Origin of the sequence: Pseudonocardia sp., assembly GCF_035305885.1 — a bacterium.
GTDB lineage: Bacteria > Actinomycetota > Actinomycetes > Mycobacteriales > Pseudonocardiaceae > Pseudonocardia.
The window spans coordinates 16,574-32,969 of sequence record NZ_DATGOP010000102.1; the positions used below are offsets into that span (position 1 = coordinate 16,574).

General features: G+C 75.8%; 19 protein-coding genes. 7 read left to right on the plus strand and 12 right to left on the minus strand.

Annotation, left to right across the window (positions count from 1 at the left end; genetic code table 11):
- Positions 1 to 280: 280 nt before the first annotated feature.
- Positions 281 to 1,099, minus strand: a complete 819-nt coding sequence (locus VKZ81_RS21090) for an EamA family transporter (RefSeq protein ID WP_324243448.1) — start codon at positions 1,097 to 1,099, stop codon at positions 281 to 283.
- Between the two features lie 355 nt (positions 1,100 to 1,454).
- Between VKZ81_RS21090 and VKZ81_RS21095 the strand changes: the two genes are divergently transcribed.
- Positions 1,455 to 1,640 carry a DUF7455 domain-containing protein gene (locus VKZ81_RS21095; protein WP_324243353.1) on the plus strand — a complete coding sequence of 62 codons (186 nt, stop codon included), beginning with the start codon at positions 1,455 to 1,457 and terminating at the stop codon, positions 1,638 to 1,640.
- 265 nt (positions 1,641 to 1,905) lie between these two features.
- Here the strand turns inward: VKZ81_RS21095 and VKZ81_RS21100 are convergent, their stop codons facing one another.
- Positions 1,906 to 3,621, minus strand: coding sequence for a DEAD/DEAH box helicase (locus tag VKZ81_RS21100; RefSeq protein ID WP_324243354.1), 1,716 nt, complete (start codon positions 3,619 to 3,621; stop codon positions 1,906 to 1,908).
- Between the two features lie 257 nt (positions 3,622 to 3,878).
- Here VKZ81_RS21100 and VKZ81_RS21105 point away from each other — a divergent pair, with 257 nt between their 5' ends.
- Positions 3,879 to 5,555, plus strand: coding sequence for a PHA/PHB synthase family protein (locus VKZ81_RS21105; protein WP_324243355.1), 1,677 nt, complete (start codon positions 3,879 to 3,881; stop codon positions 5,553 to 5,555).
- A 7-nt stretch (positions 5,556 to 5,562) separates the two neighbouring features.
- Here VKZ81_RS21105 and VKZ81_RS21110 read toward each other — a convergent pair whose 3' ends face one another.
- Complete coding sequence (locus VKZ81_RS21110; RefSeq protein ID WP_324243356.1) at positions 5,563 to 6,210, minus strand: class I SAM-dependent methyltransferase; 648 nt, start codon at positions 6,208 to 6,210, stop codon at positions 5,563 to 5,565.
- A 45-nt stretch (positions 6,211 to 6,255) separates the two neighbouring features.
- Complete coding sequence (locus VKZ81_RS21115) at positions 6,256 to 6,516, minus strand: DUF3039 domain-containing protein (protein ID WP_324243357.1); 261 nt, start codon at positions 6,514 to 6,516, stop codon at positions 6,256 to 6,258.
- A gap of 10 nt (positions 6,517 to 6,526) precedes the next feature.
- Between VKZ81_RS21115 and VKZ81_RS21120 the strand changes: the two genes are divergently transcribed.
- Together VKZ81_RS21120 and VKZ81_RS21125 are read left to right on the plus strand one after the other, a co-directional pair.
- Positions 6,527 to 7,459: a pseudouridine-5'-phosphate glycosidase gene (locus tag VKZ81_RS21120; protein ID WP_324243449.1), complete on the plus strand. Its 933-nt coding sequence runs from the start codon at positions 6,527 to 6,529 to the stop codon at positions 7,457 to 7,459.
- Positions 7,456 to 8,301: a carbohydrate kinase family protein gene (locus VKZ81_RS21125; protein WP_324243358.1), complete on the plus strand. Its 846-nt coding sequence runs from the start codon at positions 7,456 to 7,458 to the stop codon at positions 8,299 to 8,301. The genes VKZ81_RS21120 and VKZ81_RS21125 overlap by 4 nt, the downstream gene beginning before the upstream one ends.
- Positions 8,302 to 8,421: 120 nt before the next feature.
- Here the strand turns inward: VKZ81_RS21125 and VKZ81_RS21130 are convergent, their stop codons facing one another.
- The 8 genes from VKZ81_RS21130 to VKZ81_RS21165 form a co-directional block, all read right to left on the minus strand.
- Complete coding sequence (locus VKZ81_RS21130) at positions 8,422 to 9,123, minus strand: ArsR/SmtB family transcription factor (RefSeq protein ID WP_324243359.1); 702 nt, start codon at positions 9,121 to 9,123, stop codon at positions 8,422 to 8,424.
- A gap of 17 nt (positions 9,124 to 9,140) precedes the next feature.
- A complete protein-coding gene (locus VKZ81_RS21135; protein ID WP_324243360.1) occupies positions 9,141 to 9,455 on the minus strand; it encodes a DUF3099 domain-containing protein in 315 nt (104 codons plus the stop codon).
- 68 nt (positions 9,456 to 9,523) lie between these two features.
- The gene (locus tag VKZ81_RS21140; protein ID WP_324243361.1) at positions 9,524 to 10,366 is read right to left on the minus strand and encodes an energy-coupling factor ABC transporter ATP-binding protein; all 843 of its coding nucleotides are present in this window, start codon (positions 10,364 to 10,366) and stop codon (positions 9,524 to 9,526) included.
- Positions 10,363 to 11,097: a cobalt ECF transporter T component CbiQ gene (gene cbiQ, locus VKZ81_RS21145; RefSeq protein WP_324243362.1), complete on the minus strand. Its 735-nt coding sequence runs from the start codon at positions 11,095 to 11,097 to the stop codon at positions 10,363 to 10,365. The genes VKZ81_RS21140 and cbiQ overlap by 4 nt, the downstream gene beginning before the upstream one ends.
- Positions 11,097 to 11,387 carry an energy-coupling factor ABC transporter substrate-binding protein gene (locus tag VKZ81_RS21150; protein WP_324243363.1) on the minus strand — a complete coding sequence of 97 codons (291 nt, stop codon included), beginning with the start codon at positions 11,385 to 11,387 and terminating at the stop codon, positions 11,097 to 11,099. Before VKZ81_RS21150 ends, cbiQ begins: the two co-directional genes overlap by 1 nt.
- A complete protein-coding gene (locus VKZ81_RS21155) occupies positions 11,387 to 12,061 on the minus strand; it encodes an energy-coupling factor ABC transporter permease (protein WP_324243364.1) in 675 nt (224 codons plus the stop codon). Before VKZ81_RS21155 ends, VKZ81_RS21150 begins: the two co-directional genes overlap by 1 nt.
- A 58-nt stretch (positions 12,062 to 12,119) precedes the next feature.
- Positions 12,120 to 12,518: an ArsR/SmtB family transcription factor gene (locus VKZ81_RS21160; protein ID WP_324243365.1), complete on the minus strand. Its 399-nt coding sequence runs from the start codon at positions 12,516 to 12,518 to the stop codon at positions 12,120 to 12,122.
- Positions 12,519 to 13,175 (minus strand): HhH-GPD-type base excision DNA repair protein, encoded by a 657-nt coding sequence (locus tag VKZ81_RS21165; RefSeq protein WP_324243366.1) that lies wholly within the window; start codon positions 13,173 to 13,175, stop codon positions 12,519 to 12,521.
- 79 nt (positions 13,176 to 13,254) lie between these two features.
- Between VKZ81_RS21165 and VKZ81_RS21170 the strand changes: the two genes are divergently transcribed.
- The 3 genes from VKZ81_RS21170 (at position 13,255) to VKZ81_RS21180 (ending at position 16,372) form a co-directional block, all read left to right on the plus strand.
- The gene (locus VKZ81_RS21170; protein ID WP_324243367.1) at positions 13,255 to 14,727 is read left to right on the plus strand and encodes a DUF7782 domain-containing protein; all 1,473 of its coding nucleotides are present in this window, start codon (positions 13,255 to 13,257) and stop codon (positions 14,725 to 14,727) included.
- Positions 14,724 to 15,149: a D-aminoacyl-tRNA deacylase gene (dtd, locus tag VKZ81_RS21175; RefSeq protein ID WP_324243368.1), complete on the plus strand. Its 426-nt coding sequence runs from the start codon at positions 14,724 to 14,726 to the stop codon at positions 15,147 to 15,149. The genes VKZ81_RS21170 and dtd overlap by 4 nt, the downstream gene beginning before the upstream one ends.
- A 149-nt stretch (positions 15,150 to 15,298) precedes the next feature.
- Positions 15,299 to 16,372: a sigma-70 family RNA polymerase sigma factor gene (locus VKZ81_RS21180; protein WP_324243369.1), complete on the plus strand. Its 1,074-nt coding sequence runs from the start codon at positions 15,299 to 15,301 to the stop codon at positions 16,370 to 16,372.
- The last annotated feature ends 24 nt before the right edge of the window (positions 16,373 to 16,396 follow it).

Sequence of the window (16,396 nt, forward strand, 5' to 3'; positions counted from 1 at the left end):
AGCTGCGGGGAATGTTGTGACCGACAACGTATGCCTCCGATCCGGGTGGCGCCAAGCACACTGGATCGTTACAGGCCGGCCTCGACGGTCACATTTCGGTCTCGTCGGCGGGTATTTGTTGCGACCACCGCGCTTCTGGGCGCCTCGCCGTGCACATGCCCGGTGCAATCGCACGGCAACGGGTGATCGCGTTCGAAGTTCACCCGGACCGTCGCGCGGTCACTCGATCAGGCGGAACCGCATGACAGATCGTGAGGCCTCCGGCGGCTACCGAGCGTCATCATGCTCCCGTTCGGCCCACCGCCTCCGGGGTGTCCCCGTCGCGGGATCGCAGCGCCACGGCCGCAACGACGGCCGCGATGCCGAGCGCCTCCGCGAGCGTCGGGATCTGCGCCAGCCCGAACAGCCCGACCACGGTCGCGGTGGCGGGCAGCAGCGCGAGCAGGACGGCGAACCGGGCCTGCCCCAGCCGGCGCAGCACGACCTGGTCGAGCACGTACGGGATCACGCTCGACAGCACGCCGACCCCCACCGCGAGCAGGAGCACGACCGGGTCCGCCAGCGCCGACAGCGCCCCCGTCCCGCCGAGCAGCAGCAGCGGCGAGAGCACCACGGTGGCCGCCGCGAACCCGACCGTCATGTCGTCCACGCCGTTGCCGGCGGCCGCCACGCGCTTGCCGAGCACGATGTACGCGGCCCACATCGTGGCCGCGCCGAGCGCCCACAAGACCCCCGAAGGGCTGCCTGACCAGCGCACATCCGCGATGAGCAGCACCCCGACCGCGGCCGACAGCAGCGCGGCGACGTCCCGGGGGCGACGGGTGGCCACCGCCGCGACCACCACCGGGCCGCAGAACTCGATCGCCACCGCCGTGCCGAGCGGCAGCCGGGCGATCGCCTCGTAGAACGCGATGTTCATCAGCGCGGTGGCGAGCCCGAACGCGGTGGCCCGCCAGAACCGGGGCCCGCGCCACGCCGCCCGCGCCGGGCGACGCCAGGCCAGCAGCACGAGCGCGGCCCCGAGCAGGCGCAGCACCGCCACCGCGGAGGGCAGCAGCCGCTCGAACAGACCCACGGCGAGCGCAGCGCCGACGTACATCGACAGGGCCCCGACGACGAACAGGAGGGGCGCCGGAACCCGGGTGGCCACGGTGCTGCGCACGTGTGCTCAGAGTAGTCAGCGCAACAGAAGTGTTTACACGGGCAGTGTTGCGGCATCCCGTGAGGGACCGCATCATTCACTCGTAGTCAACTGGATCTGCAGGAGTCACCGAAGCGCTACCAGCGCGACAACGGGCTCGGCCACTCGGACGAGCGTGACGTCCGTCGCGACGCGCCACGGGAACACGTGCAGGGGTGCTGAACGTCTGGGAGAGTGGGCGCACCGCGCGAGCGGTCGTCACAGCAAGCGATCCCGGGTCCACCGCCCGGGGTCGAGACGGAGGGAGACCGCTATGCAGCCAGGAACCCTGACCAGGCCCGCGTTGACCGCCGCTGACCGCTGTGACCGGTGCGGAGCGGCCGCGAAGGTCCGGGCCGTGTTGCCGAAGGGCGGCGAGTTGCTGTTCTGCGGTCACCACGCGCGGGCGCACGCCGACAAGCTCCGCGAGCTGGACATCGACGTGCAGTCGGGCAGTTGACCAGGCCGGCTCCGGCCGGCTGATCAGAGACGACGTCCACGACGGGGCGGGGACCACTGCGGTCCTCGCCCCGTCCTTTTTCGTGTCTCGCCCGCGCTCGGAGCGCGACTCGCACGCACTCTCGGCGCGACTCGCCCACACCGAGAGCGCGACTCGCCCACATCGAGGGCGCGACTCGCCCACATCGAGGGCGCGACTCGCGGAGTGTGGGACTTCTCACGTCGGCGAGTCGCGGGCTGGGTGCGGGCGAGTCGCGCTCGGGGTGTCAACGCCAGGAGCGGAGGGTCGCGATGCGCTCCTCGAGCTGCTCGATGGTCGCCATCGCCGTGGGCGGGCCCCCGCAGGTCTTGCGCAGCTCGCTGTGGATCACGCCGTGCGGCTTGCCGGTGCGGTGGTGGTACAGCGCCACGAGCGTGTTGAGCTCCTTGCGCAGCTTCGCCAGCTGCTCGCGGACGGTCAGCTGGGGCCGCTCGGCCGGTGGGGGCGGCTGCACCGCGGGCGCCTTCTTCTGCGCCCGGGTCATCCACTCCTTCTGCCGCTGGTTGAGCAGCGTGCGCACCTGCTCGGGGTCGAGCAGGCCCGGCAGGCCGATGTAGTCCTCCTCGTCGGCGGAGAACGACGTGCCCTCGTAGATGAGCTGGTCCAGCTCGGCCTGCGCGCCGAGCGCGGTGAACGACTTCTCGTCCTCCCCCGGCTCGTCCTCCCGGCGCTGGGCGCGGGCCAGCAGGTCGTCGTCCCAGCCCTCCTCGCCGCGGTGCGGCTTGCCGAGCACGTGGTCGCGCTGGGCCTCCAGCTCGCTCGCCAGGCCCAGCAGCACCGGCACGCTCGGCAGGAACACCGAGGCGGTCTCGCCCGCCCGCCGCGACCGCACGAACCGGCCGATCGCCTGCGCGAAGAACAGCGGCGTGGACGCGCTCGTGGCGTACACGCCGACCGCGAGCCGCGGCACGTCGACGCCCTCGGACACCATCCGGACCGCCACCATCCAGCGGTCGTCGGACTCGGCGAACCGGGCGATGCGCTCGGAGGCCCCGGCCTCGTCGGAGAGCACGACGACCGGGGGCGTGCCGGTGATGCCGGCGAGGATGTCGGCGTAGGCGCGCGCGGTGGTCTGGTCGGAGGCGATGACGAGCCCGCCCGCGTCGGGCATCCCGCCGGTCCGGTGGGCGGTGAGCCTGCGGTCGGCCGCCGACAGCACCGCGGGGATCCACTCGCCCGCCGGGTCGAGCGCGGTGCGCCAGGCCCGCGCGGTCTGCTCGGCGGTCATGGGCTCGCCGAGCCGGGCGGTCATCTCCTCCCCCGCGCTCGTGCGCCAGCTCGACGTGCCGGAGTAGGCGAGGAACACGACCGGGCGCACGACGCCGTCGGCGAGGGCCTCGGCGTAGCCGTAGGAGTGGTCGGCGCGGCTGCGCAGCGTGCCGTCGGCGTCGGGGACGTACTCGACGAACGGGATCGGGTTGTCGTCGCTGCGGAACGGCGTCCCGGTGAGGCAGAGCCTGCGGGTGGCGCCCTCGAACGCCTCCCGCACGCCGTCGCCCCACGAACGCGCGTCGCCCGCGTGGTGGATCTCGTCGAGGATCACCAGCGTGCGCCGGTTCTCGGTGCGGGCGCGGTGCAGCAACGGGTGGGACGCGACGCCGGCGTAGGTGACCGCGATACCCCGGTAGTCGGCCGAGGTGGCCCCGGTGGAGTTGCGGAAGTCGGGGTCGATCGGGATGCCGACGCCCGCCGCCGCGGCGGCCCACTGGTGCTTGAGGTGCTCGGTGGGCGTCACCACGGTGATCGCCTCGATCACCCGGTCGGCCAGCAGCTCGGAGGCCACCCGCAGCGCGAACGTCGTCTTACCGGCGCCGGGGGTCGCGACGGCGAGGAAGTCCTTCGGGGAGGCCGCGAGGTAGCGGGCGAGCGCGCTGCGCTGCCACGCGCGCAACGGCCGGGCGGAGGGAGCGATCTGCTGGGACTGAGGGGTCGGTGCGGACACACATCTCCCTGACGTCTCGACTGCTCACCGAACGGCCCGGTGCGCAGGACCCCGCGTCGACACCGTTGAGGTCGCGGGGAGCGGCTGCGGGGCGCGGATCAGGTTAACCGCCGCGGGGCGCGGAACCGGTGGGACCCGCCGATGGTGCATCCTGACCGCGGACGCCGCCGTCCGGCCCTCCGGGTGGGCGCCGGCCCGCCCCGCGGCGGGAGCTGGGACGATGCCCGCCACCGCCGCCGGCCACCGAGGAGCCCGCGATGACCGACCAGCACCAGCCCGCGACGGCCGCCGCCGAGGCCGCCGCCACGGGCCTGGACGCGCTGATCGGCCAGTGGCCGTCGGGACCGCTGGGCGTGCTGCCGGCGGGCCCGGCGGTACGGATGGCGGCCGCGCTCGCGGCCCGACCCGGCGCCCTGGTCCGGCGCGGCGCGGGCCTCGCCGCCGAGCTGGCCCGCATCGGTGCGGGGCGCTCCCGGGTGCTGCCGGGCGCCGACGACGAGCGCTACGCCGACCCGGCGTGGACGCGCAACCCGCTCCTGCGCCGCCTCGCCCAGGCCCACCTCGCGGCGAGCGCCTCGGCCGAGGCGCTCGTGTCCGACGCCGGGCTGGGCGCGGACGACGAGGCCCGGCTGCGCGCCGCCGTCTCCCTGTTGTCCGGGGCGCTGTCCCCGGCCGCGTCGCCGCTGAACCCGGCCGTGTGGCGGGCGGCGGCGGGCAGCGGCGGGGCGAGCGCGGTGCGCGGGGCCCGCAGGCTCGTGGCCGACGTGAGCGCCCCGCCGCGCGCCCCCGTGCCCGCCGCGGGCCCGCTCGAGGTGGGGTCGGACGTCGGAGCCACGGCGGGTGCGGTCGTGCTGCGCACGCCCGTCTTCGAGCTCATCCAGTACCTGCCGCGGACCGAGCTCGTGCACGACGTGCCGCTGCTCGTCGTGCCGCCGGTGCTGAACCGCTTCTACCTCGCCGACCTCGCGCCGGGGCGCAGCTTCGTCGAGCACCACGTGCGGGCGGGCGTCCAGGTGTTCGCCCTGTCGTGGCGCAACCCGCAGCGCGCGCACGCCGACTGGGACCTCGACACCTACGGCCGCGCCGTGCTCGAGGCGATGGACGCCGCCCAGCACGTGGCCCGCACGGAGCAGGTGTCCCTGATGGCCTTCGGCGCGGGCGGCACGATCACCGCGATGCTGCTCGCCCACCTCGCCGCGACCGGCGCCCAGCACCGCGTCGCGGCGGTGACGCTCGCCGGCGCCGCGCTCGACGCCGTCGGCCGGCCGCCGGAACCGCTGGCGGCCCGGGTGGCCGTGGCCGAGTCGCAGCGCACCGGCCACCTCGACGGCCGCCCGCTGCTCGCCGAGCTGGCCCGCCGGGCTCCCGACGCCCTGCTGTGGCCGCAGGCCGTGCGCACCTACCTGTGCGGCGACGAACCGCCGTCGTCGGAGGTGTTGTTCTGGCTCACCGACACCACCCGAGCGCCCGCGGGGCTGCACCGCGACCTCGTCGACGTCGCCCTGCGGACCCCGCTGTCGGTCCCGGGCGCGGCGAGCCTGCTCGGCACCCCGCTCGACCTCGCGAAGGTCGACCGCGACTGCTACGTGGTCGCGGGCGCCGGCGACCCGGTCACGCCGTGGCGCGCCACGTACGCGGCGGCGGGCCTGTTCGGCGGCGCGTGCCGGTTCGTGCTCGCGACGGGCGGGCACGCGGCGTCGCTGGTCAGCCCGCCGGACGGCGTCGGGGCGGGCTACCGGGCGGCGGCAGCGGTGCCCGGCGAGCCGGAGCGCTGGCACGCCGGCACGGAGGAGGAGCCGGGGTCGTGGTGGGCCGACCACCTGACCTGGCTCACCGCGCGCAGCGGCCCGCTGCGCGACGCCCCGCCCGAGCTCGGCGGGCGCGGGATGCACGCGCTCGCCCCCGCGCCGGGGGCGTACGTGCTGGACCGCTAGCGGCCCGTCAGGCGGCCTCCGGCACCCGGGCGACGGCCAGCCGGTAGGACGAGTGGCTGGTGCCGCGCATCGTGGTGAGCTCTTCGATCTCGACACCCGCGTCGGCGAACGCCTTGCGGAACTCGTGCTCGTAGGTCACGCGCCCGAAGTGGATCGTGGTGACGTGCTGGGCGAGCGGCTTCGCCCACTCCAGCAACGCGTTGCGCCGGTGGTGGAACGTCTGCGTGGCGAACAGCCGCCCGCCCGGGGCGAGCAGGGAGGCCACGTGCGCGATGGCGGCGGCCGGGTCGGGCAGCAGCATCAGGCTGGCGCTGAAGTACACCGCGTCGTAGGGCCCGCCGCGGTGGTCGTAGACCGAGCCGAGCACCGGGGTGACGCGCCCGGTGAGGCCGGCCCGCTCGAGCGCCGCCCGGCACCGCGCGAGGTAGTCGCGGTCGATGTCGAGGCCGACGACGGTGAGGTCCTTCGCCCGCACCAGGTCGGCGCACCGCGCGAGCGCGGCCCCGGTTCCGATGCCCACGTCGAGCAGCCGCGCGCCGTGCGGGAGCCGCGTGAGCACCTCCCGGTACCACGTCGCCGTCATCCCGGCGATCACGCGGTCGTACACCCAGGCGCGGACGGCACTGCGCAGGGGAACCCGGTCGGAGGACGACATGCCGCCGGGTACCCCGCTGGGTTCGTCGGTCAACTGCCCGGCCGCTCAGTCCCCGCCGCCGTCGCCGTCGTCCTTCCGGAAGGTGTCGTAGATCTCCTTGCACTCCGGGCAGACGGGCGAACCGGGCTTGGGCGACCGCGTGACGGGGAACGTCGCGCCGCACAACGCGACCACGTGGCTGCCGAGCACCGCGCTTTCGGCGATCTTCGCCTTCTTCACGTAGTGGAACAGCTTCGGCGTGTCGTCACCCGAGGTCTCCGTACCCTCGGGCCGGGTGTCGACGTCGGGCAGAACCTGCGTGGCCATGTCATCCATGATGCCCCACGTGTCCGTTCCCGTCTCCCCACGTGATCCGTTGCGGATCTCACCCGAGGTCGCCGACGCCGTCGCGGCCGGCCGCCCCGTCGTCGCCCTGGAGAGCACGCTGCTCGCCCACGGCCTCCCGGCCCCGCAGAACCGCGCGGCGGCCGAGGAGCTGGAGGACGCCGTCCGCGCGAACGGCGCCGTCCCCGCCACCGTCGCCGTCCTCGACGGGGAGGCCAAGGTCGGGCTGAGCGCCGCCGAGCTGGACCGCGTGTGCGCGGGCGGGCTCGCGAAGCTCTCGGCGCGCGACCTCGGCGCCGCGGTGGGCCTGCGCCGCGACGGTGCCACCACCGTCGCGGCCACGGCCGCGCTGGCGCACGCCGCGGGCGTGCAGGTGTTCGCGACCGGCGGGCTGGGCGGCGTGCACCGCGGAGCGCGGGAGAGCTGGGACGTCTCCGCCGACCTCGCCGCGCTCGCCACCACCCCGGTGCTCGTCGTCTGCTCGGGGGTGAAGTCGATCCTCGACGTGCCGGCGACCCTCGAGGTGCTCGAGACCGAGTCGGTGCCCGTGCTCGGCTACCGCACCGACGCCTTCCCCGGCTTCTACCGGCGCGACTCCGGCCACCCGGTGCCGTGGCGGGCCGACACGCCCGCCGAGGCCGCCGCCGTGTGGCGGGCGCACCGGGCGCTGGGCAGGCCATCGGGCGCCGTGCTGGCGCAGCCGGTGCCCGCCGATGCCGAGCTGGACGCCGTGCTGCACGACCGGCTGCTCGACGAGGGCCTCGCGCTGGTGGCCTCGCGCGGCGTCACCGGCAAGGACGTGACGCCGGTGCTGCTCGAGCACTTCCACAGCGGCAGCGGCGGCGCGAGCCTGAAGGCCAACCTCGCCCTGGTGCGGGCCAACGCCGAGCTCGCCGCGCAGGTGGCGGCGGCGCTCGCCGCATGACCCGGCCCCGGGTCGTCGTGGTGGGCGACGTCGCGGTCGACGTCCTCGTCGAGCCGTGCTCGCCCGCGGTCGCGGGGGCCGACGTGCCTGCCCGGATCCGCATGCGCGCGGGCGGGGCGGGCGCGAACACCGCCGCGTGGCTCGCCCACCTCGGCGCCGACGTCACGCTCGTCGCGCGCGTCGGCGACGACCCGGCCGGCCGCGGCGCGGTCGACGACCTGCGGGCCGCCGGGGTCCGCGTGGCAGCGGCCGTCGATCCGGACCTGCCGACCTGCACGGTGGTCGTCCTGCTCGTCGACGGCGACCGCACGATGCTGTCCGACCGCGGCGCCGCGGGCCGGCTCTCCCCCGCCGACCTGCCCGCCGTCGACGCCGCCGACCACCTCCACCTATCCGGCTACGTGCTGCTCGACCCGGCGACGCGCGCGGCCGGCCGGGCGGCGCTGGACCGGGCGCGCGCCGCCGGGCTCACCACGTCGGTCGACCCGCAGGCCGCCCCCGCGCTCGGGCCCGGGTTCCTCGACGACGTGCGCGGCGTCGACCTGCTGCTGCCGAACGCGGCGGAGCTGGCCGCGCTCGGCGGGCTCGACGGGGTGCGCGCCGCGACGGGGGCCGTCGCGGCGACCGACGGCCCCGGCCCGGCGCGCTGGACCGACCGGAACGGGACCTGGACCGCCGAGCCGCCGCCTGCCGACGTGGTGGACCCGACGGGGGCGGGGGACGCCTTCGACGCGGGCGTGCTCGTCGCCTGGCTCGGTGGGGCGGACCCGGCGGCCGCCCTCGCGGCGGGCTGCGCCGCCGGAGCCGCCGCGGTCGGTCGCCTCGGCGCGCGGCCCCGCTGACCAGCGGCGGCCGGGCTGACCGCCTGCTGGTGGCGCCGCGCGCCCCGGGCGGGCAGGCGCCGGCCTGCCCGTGAGCGCCTGCCCGGAGGGGCCGCAGAGCACAGGTCGCCCCGGGGCGGCTCAGGCACCCACCGCCGCGAGGTCGAGCGCCAGCCACTCGTCGAGCCCTCGGCTGCCCCCCGGCGTCACGCGCACCACCCGGCTCGCCTCGGCCAGCCGCAGCCAGCCCAGCTCGATCAGCCTGCTGGTGAGCGCCGCGCCGAGGCTGCCGGCCAGGTGGTGGCGCCGCTCGCTCCAGTCCATGCAGGCGCGCGCCAGCGGGCGGCGGCGGCGTTCGAGCCGCTCGACCACGACCCCGATCTGCGCGAGCACCGCGGGCGCCGCCGGGCCGAGGGCGTAGCCGCCGTCGCCGCCCGGCACGAGGACCCCGCGGGCGGTGAGCGCCTCGGCGAGCGCGACGCCGGCCGTGCCCGCCAGGTGCTCGTAGCACATGCGCGCCCGCCGCAGGTTCTGCCCGCGCACGGCCGCCCGCAGCGAGGTCACCCGCTCCGGCGGCGCGAGCACCATCAGCGCCTCGAGGGCGTCGGCCACCGCGTTCGCGAGCCGGTACAGCCGCTGCCGCCCGCTGGGCTCGACGAGCAGCAGGCCGCCGTCGACGAGCTTGCGCAGGTGGGCGCTCGCCAGCGACGGGGACGCGCCCGCGGCGTCGGCGAGCGCGGACGCCGACATCGGGCGGCCGCCCAGCAGGGCGAGGAGCATCGCGGCGCGCGTCCGGTCGGCCAGCAGGGAGCCGATGCGCGCGATCTCCGCCTCTCCCGGCACGGGACGGACCTCGTGGGTCACCCGTCGATGACGGGGTGCTCGCGCTGCTCGAGCTGGCGGCGGTCGGGTCGGTAGCGGTGGGGGCGCTCCGCCTTCTTCGGCAGCCGGTCGTTGGCGACGAGGACGGCCACCCACGGCAGCGGGATCGACAGCACCAGCAGCGTCACCGCCAGCCACGGGATCTGGTAGCAGGCGGCGGCGGCGATCATGAACGGGATCCGCATCCCCATCATGACCTTGTAGCGCCGCTTGCGGATCGCGAGCTCCTCCTCGTAGGAGCGGCCCGCGTCCGTGATGAGCACCGGGTCGGCTGCGCGCTGCGGGTTCGGCACGATTCTCCCTCTGGCACCGGCTGTGCCGTCGCGCTCCATCGTGCCACTCGGGGAGGGTGGCGTCTGCCCTACCCGCCCGCGGGTTTCGCCGGCTGTTCTTCGAGCAGCGCGTGCAGCTCGGCGGCGGTGCGGGGTCGCGCGTCACAGCCGGTGGCGCGCAACAGCCGGTGCACGGCGGGCGCCCACGCCGGCCCGAGCCGCGCTTCGCGCAGCAGCTCCGCGTCGCCGAGCACCTCGTCCGCGGGCCCGGTCCGCACCCGGCCGTCCGCGACCACGGCGACCTCGTCGGCCCAGCGGTGGGCGAGGTCGACGTCGTGGGTGGACAGCACCGGTGTCGTGCCGCCCGCCTCGAGCGCGGCGAGGGTGGCCAGCAGCGCCTCGACGCCCGCGGGGTCGAGGCCCGCGGTGGGCTCGTCGAGCACGAGCAGCCGCGGCGTCATCGCGACGGCGCCCGCGATCGCCACCCGCTTCTTCTGCCCGAACGACAGCAGGTGCGGGGGCCGGTCGGCGACGTCGGTGAGGCCCAGCGCGGCGAGGGCGGCGTCCACGCGGGCCCGCACCTCGGCCTCGTCCAGACCCATGTTGACCGGGCCGAACGACACGTCCTGGGCCACGGTGGCGGCGAAGAGCTGGTCGTCGGGGTCCTGCAGCACCAGCTGCACCTGCGTGCGCAGCGCGGTGCGGCCCGCCCGGGTGCGCCGCACCGGGACCCCGTCGAGCAGCACCTCGCCCGCGTCCGGGGTGAGCGCCCCGGCGAGCAGGCGGAACAGCGTGGTCTTCCCGCCGCCGTTGGGCCCGAGGACGGCGACCCGGCGCCCGGCGTGCAGCTCCAGGTCGGCGCCGGTGAGGACCGGACGGCCGCGCTCGTAGCCGAAGTGCAGGCCGCGGGCCTGCAGCACCGGGGACGTCACGCGACCACCAGCGTCAGGGAGACGACGGCCGCGAGCAGCACGCCGGTCGCCGCGAGGAACCTCCGGGAGAGGTGCTGCCGCGGCAGCAGCACCCGCAGCGATGCGGCGTCGCCGCGCAGGTCGAGGCCCTGCTCCATCCGCCGGGCCCGCTCGAACGCGCTGACGAACACCGCCCCGGCCTGTCCGGCGACCGACCGGAACGTGGTGCGCACGGAGCGGAACCCGAGCCGGCCCGCCTGCGCCGCGCGCACCGCGGCGGCGCGGTCGAGCAGCAGGAACAGCAGCCGGTAGACCAGCCCGGCGACGTCGACCACGGCCGCAGGGACCCCGAGCCGGGCGAGCCGCGGCAGGGCGTCGGCGAGCGGGGTGGTCGCCGCGAACAGCAGCAGGCACAGCAGGGCCGCCGTGGCGCGTCCGGTGAGCGCGAGCGCGGCGCCCACGCCACCGGGGTCGAACCGCACGAGCCCCGGGCCGCCCACCGAGAACAGCAGCGGCACCGCGCCCACCACGACGAACACCAGGGGGGCGCGCACGGCGCGCAGCAGCCGGCCCGGCCCGACGCCCGCCGGGCCGAGCAGCAGCGCCAGCGCCACCGCGCCGACGACGAGGGCGCCCGGCCACGCGGGCAGCGCGACGGCGCAGCACAGCAGGCCGAAGGCGAGCACCGCCTTCTCCCCCGGGTGGCGGTGGCGCCACGGGCCCGTGCAGGCGAGCGCGTCGAGCGCGGGCATCAGGCGGGCGGGTCCACGCGCCGGCGCCTGCCGCGCGCCACGCCGAACACGTAGCCCAGCGCCGCCCCGCCGAGCGCCGCCTGCAGCGCGAACAGCCCGGACGCCGTCTCGGCCGACGGCTCGAACACCGGGGCGAACCACGGCTGGTAACCGCTGTCGTCGATGCGCTCCACGGCCACGCCGTCGGCGCCGGCGAACTCGGTGTCGCTGCCGATGAACAGCAGCGGCACCGCCGCGAGCACCACGACGCCGAGGACGAGCAGCCAGTTGGTCAGGCCGAACCGCGACATCATGCCTCCTGGCGGGCGGGGCGGATGCCGAGCCGGGCCAGCTCGGCCGGGCCGATCCGGGTGAGCAGCCGCACGACCAGCACGGTCAGCAGGCCCTCGCTCGCGGCGAGGGGGATCTGGGTCACGGCGAAGATCGCGAGGAACTCCGCGAGCGCGCCCGGCACGCCGGACGCCGCGTCCGGGTGGGCGATGGCGAGCTGGACGGCCGTGGTGCAGTAGGTGGACAGGTCGGCGAGCGCCGCGCCCAGGAACACCGCGATCGACAGGCCGCCGCCGAGCCCGCGCACCAGCGAGTAGACGCCGTAGGCGACCCACGGGCCGACCACGGCCATCGAGAAGGCGTTCGCCCCCAGCGTGGTGATCCCGCCGTGGGCGAGCAGCAGCGCCTGGAAGGTCAGCACGATCGTGCCGAGCAACGCCATCACGGGTGGTCGGAACAGGATCGCGCCGAGGCCGGTGCCGGTCGGGTGCGAGCTGGAGCCGGTGACCGAGGGCAGCTTCAGCGCCGAGAGCACGAACGCGAACGCACCGGCCGCGCCGAGCAGCAGCCGGGTCTCGGGCTCCTGGCGCACCTGCCGGACGACGGCGCGCGCCCCGTGCACCACGAACGGGGCGGCCACGGCGGTCCAGGCCACGGCGTGCAGCGGCGGCAGGTACCCCTCGGCGATGTGCACCGGCGGACATTAAGCCGACGGCGCGCCCGCCATCAAGTCTGAACAGTCATTCAATCGTTCAGCGGTGATCGCCGCCGTGGGCGTGCAGCACGACGTCGCCGACCACGCCCTCGAACACCACGTCCAGCAGGCGCGTGGTGAGCTCGCCGGTGACCCGGTAGCGCACGAGCCGCCCCTGCCGGTGCGCGCTGACCATGCCGTGCGCACGCAGCAGCCGCAGCGCGTGCGAGACGGCGCTGTCGCTCATCCCGACGGCGAACGCGAGGTCGGAGACGCACAGGTCGCCCGCGTGGTGCAGCGCGAGCAGGATGCTGAGCCGGTTGACGTCGCCCAGCGCGTCGAGCACGGCGGCCGCGCGCTGCAGCTTCTCGGCGTCGGCGAGCACGGCCGCGGCGTCGCACACCTGGCCGGGGTCGATCACCCGCGCGTCGCGGCGGGCCGCCGGGACCCGGTGCACTCAGCCTCCAGCCTTCGCCGCGTTCTTCGCGGCGCTGTTCTTCGCGGCGCTGTTCTTCATTGCGGCCTTCTTGGCCTGCTTGTACTCCCGGACCTGGGCGAGCGAGGCGGCGTCGACGACGTCGGCGACCGAGCGGTGCACCCCCTCCTCGCCGTAGCCGCCCGCCGCCTCCCGCCAGCCCGGCGGGGTGACGCCGCGCTGTTTGCCCAACAGGGCGGTGAAGATCTGCGCCTTCTGCGTGCCGAAGCCGGGGAGCGCCGAGAGCCTGCCGAACAGCTCGCGGCCGTCGGTGACGTCGCTCCAGATCCGGGAGGCGTCGCCGTCGTAGTCCTCGACGATCGCGGCGGCGAGCGCCTGCACCCGCCCGGCCATCGAGCCCGGGTAGCGGTGCACCGCGGGCGGGCCGCGGAAGACCTGGACGAGCGCCTCGGGGTCGTACGCGGCGAGCTGCCGGGCGTCGAGCCGGTCGACGCCGAGCCGCTGGGCGATCAGGGCCGGGCCCGCGAACGCGCGCTCCATCGGGAACTGCTGGTCGAGCAGCATGCCGATCAGCAGGGCCAGCGGATCGCGGTCGAGCAGCGCGTCGGCTTCGGCGTCCTGGGCGAGACAGAGGGCCACGACCGGAGGGTAGCGCCGCTGCGGGCCCGGTGAGGACATCGGACGAGATCGGGGCGCGGTTGCGGCACGTCGTCAGGGGGTCGCGGTGCGCGAGCGGGCGGCGCGCGAGACTTGGGCCGTGCTTCCCGATCTCTCCCCCCGTGCCGCAGAGGCGCTGCGCACCGCGTTCCGGCGCGCCCACTACACCACCGACGGCGTGCGCGAGCTGCTCGGCCCGTCCGCGCACGCCGCCCTCGGCCGCGGCGAGATCGAGCCCGCCGCCCGGGCCACCCGCGACGGCGGCGAGCTGGGCGTGCTGGTGCGGCTGCTCCTGCTCGGGTTCGCGGAGCCGGACGCCGCCGTCGCCGCCGCGCTCGCCCCGCTCGCGCCCGCCGACGCGGCGGCCGCGGGCCTGCTCGCCCCGGCCGACGGTGGCTGGCGGGCCGCGCTGGACGTGCGGCCGTACGGGGACTCCGACGGCGACTGGTGGGTGCTGTCCGACCTGGACAACCGCCGCCAGGAGCGCGACCACGTCACCGGGGTCGGGGCCGCGTCGCTGACGCTGGCCGCCGCCACGGTGCGCCGCCCGGTCCGCTCGCTGCTCGACCTCGGCACCGGCTGCGGGGTGCAGGCCCTGCACGCGAGCCGGCACGCCGAGGCCGTCACGGCCACCGACGTCGCCCCACGGGCGCTCGCGATGGCCAGGGCGACGTTCGTGCTCAACGACGTCGACGTCGAGCTGCTCGAGGGGCCGTGGATGGAGCCGGTGGCCGGGCGCCGGTTCGACCAGATCGTGTCCAACCCGCCGTTCGTGCCGGGCCCGGCGCGGGTCGACTACGTCTACCGCGACTCGGGCGAGGACGGCGACGCCGCGCTCGCCGCGCTCCTGCGCGCCCTGCCCGGGCACCTCGAGCCCGGCGGCGTGGCCCAGCTGCTCGGCTCGTGGCTGCACGTGCGCGGCCAGGACTGGCCGGACCGGGTGCGGTCGTGGCTGCCGCCCGGGGTCGACGCGTGGGTGGTGCAGCGGGAGGTGTCCGACCCGGCGCTGCACGTCGGCACCTGGCAGCGCGACGCGGGGCTCGACGTCGCCTCCCCCGAGGCGCGGGCGCAGGCGGGCGCCTGGCTGGACTGGATGGAGCGGGAGCGCGTCGAGGCGGTCGGGTTCGGCTACCTGACGGTGCGGCGCACGGACGGGGAACCGGCGGTGGTGTTCGAGGACCTGCTGGGCGACGTGCCCGACCCGCTCGGCCCGGAGACCGAGGGCTGGCTGGACCGCGTCGACTGGCTGCGCGCGCACGCCAGCGACGAGGCCCTGCTCGCCGCGCCGCTGGCGGTGGCGCCGTCGGTGGTGCTGGAGACCCATTCACACCCGGGCCCCGAGGGGTGGACCGAGATCTCCCAGGCGGTCATGCGGGTGGACGGCCCGCGTTGGCGGCACGAGGTCGACGGCCCGGCCGCCGCGCTGCTGGCCGGCTGCCAGGGCACGCTCGCGCTGGGCGAGCTCGTCGAGCTGCTCGCCGTCGCGCACGACCGGCCGGTGGACGAGCTGGTGGCCGCCGTGCTGCCCGCGGTGCGCGAGTTCGTCCGGCACGGGGTGCTGGTGCCGGCATGAGGGCGGTGGTGGCGCGGGTCGTGCGGGCCGCGGTGCGGGTGGACGGCGAGGTCGTCGGCGCGATCGACGGCCCGGGGCTGCTCGTCCTGCTCGGGGTGCACCGCGACGACACCGCCGACGCGGTTCCCGTGATGGCCCGCAAGCTGCACGAGCTGAGGATCCTGAAGGGCGAGGTCTCGTGCGCCGACGTGGGCGCCCCGCTGCTCGTGGTGAGCCAATTCACGCTCTACGGCGAAACCCGCAAGGGGCGGCGCCCGTCGTGGTCGGCGGCCGCCCCGCCGGAGCGGGCCGAGCCCCTGGTCGACGCGGTCGTGGCGGCTCTGCGGGAGCGCGGAGCCACCGTGGCCACGGGTGTTTTCGGGGCGATGATGGAAGTGGAGTCGGTGAACGACGGCCCGTTCACGGTGCTCGTCGAGGTGTAAGTCGCGGCGCTGAGGGCACGCTGAGAGTGCAGGAGCGCACACTACCGTCCCGGGAACGATATGAGCGCAGGGTGCGTTGACCCCCGTGAGAGCCCTGGGCGGCAGCTGAAGCCAACGCCCCGCCCGGGTCGCGCAAGGGGAGGACCACCATGACAGCGCCCACCATCAACGGGCCGAAGACCCGTCGGCCCGTCATCCCGGGCCAGCGTACCGACTCCGACCCACTGGAGACCACTGCTGGCGATGTTTCCGAGGTTTCCGAGGAGATCAACCCCGAGATCTCCGCGGAGGACCTCGACGCACAGAGCCCCGCGGCCGACCTGGTCCGCGTGTACCTGAACGGCATCGGCAAGACCGCCCTGCTCACGGCCGCGCAGGAGGTGGAGCTGGCCAAGCGCATCGAGGCCGGCGTCTTCGCGCAGCACGTGCTCGACGAGGCGGAGCCCGGAACGCTGGACAAGCAGTACGAGGCCGACCTGCGTGCGATCGTCCGCGACGGCCAGCGGGCCCGCAACCACCTGCTCGAGGCCAACCTGCGCCTGGTCGTGTCGCTGGCCAAGCGCTACACCGGCCGCGGCATGCCGCTGCTGGACCTGATCCAGGAGGGCAACCTCGGCCTGATCCGCGCGGTCGAGAAGTTCGACTACACGAAGGGCTTCAAGTTCTCGACCTACGCCACCTGGTGGATCCGCCAGGCCATCACGCGCGGCCTGGCCGACCAGGCGCGCACCATCCGCCTGCCGGTCCACCTCGTCGAGCAGGTGAACAAGCTCGCGCGCATCAAGCGCGACCTGCACCAGAAGCTCGGCCGTGACGCCACCCACGAGGAGCTCGCGGCGGAGTCGGGCATCGACGAGGAGAAGATCGCCGACCTGCTCGACCACGCCCGCGACCCGGTCAGCCTGGACATGCCGGTCGGGTCCGAGGAGGAGGCACCGCTCGGCGACTTCATCGAGGACGGCGAGGCCGCCGACGCCGAGAACACGGTGATCTCCCACCTGCTGCACGAGGACCTGCGCCGCGTGCTCGCCACGCTCGAGGAGCGCGAGCAGCAGGTGATCCGGATGCGCTACGGCCTCGACGACGGCCAGCCGCGCACCCTCGACCAGATCGGCCGCCAGTTCGGGCTGTCCCGCGAGCGGGTCCGCCAGATCGAGCGCGAGGTCATGGCCAAGCTGCGGATCGGCGAGCGCGCCGAGCGCCTGCGGGCCTACGCGAGCTGACCCGGTTCGCCTGACCGGCGCCAC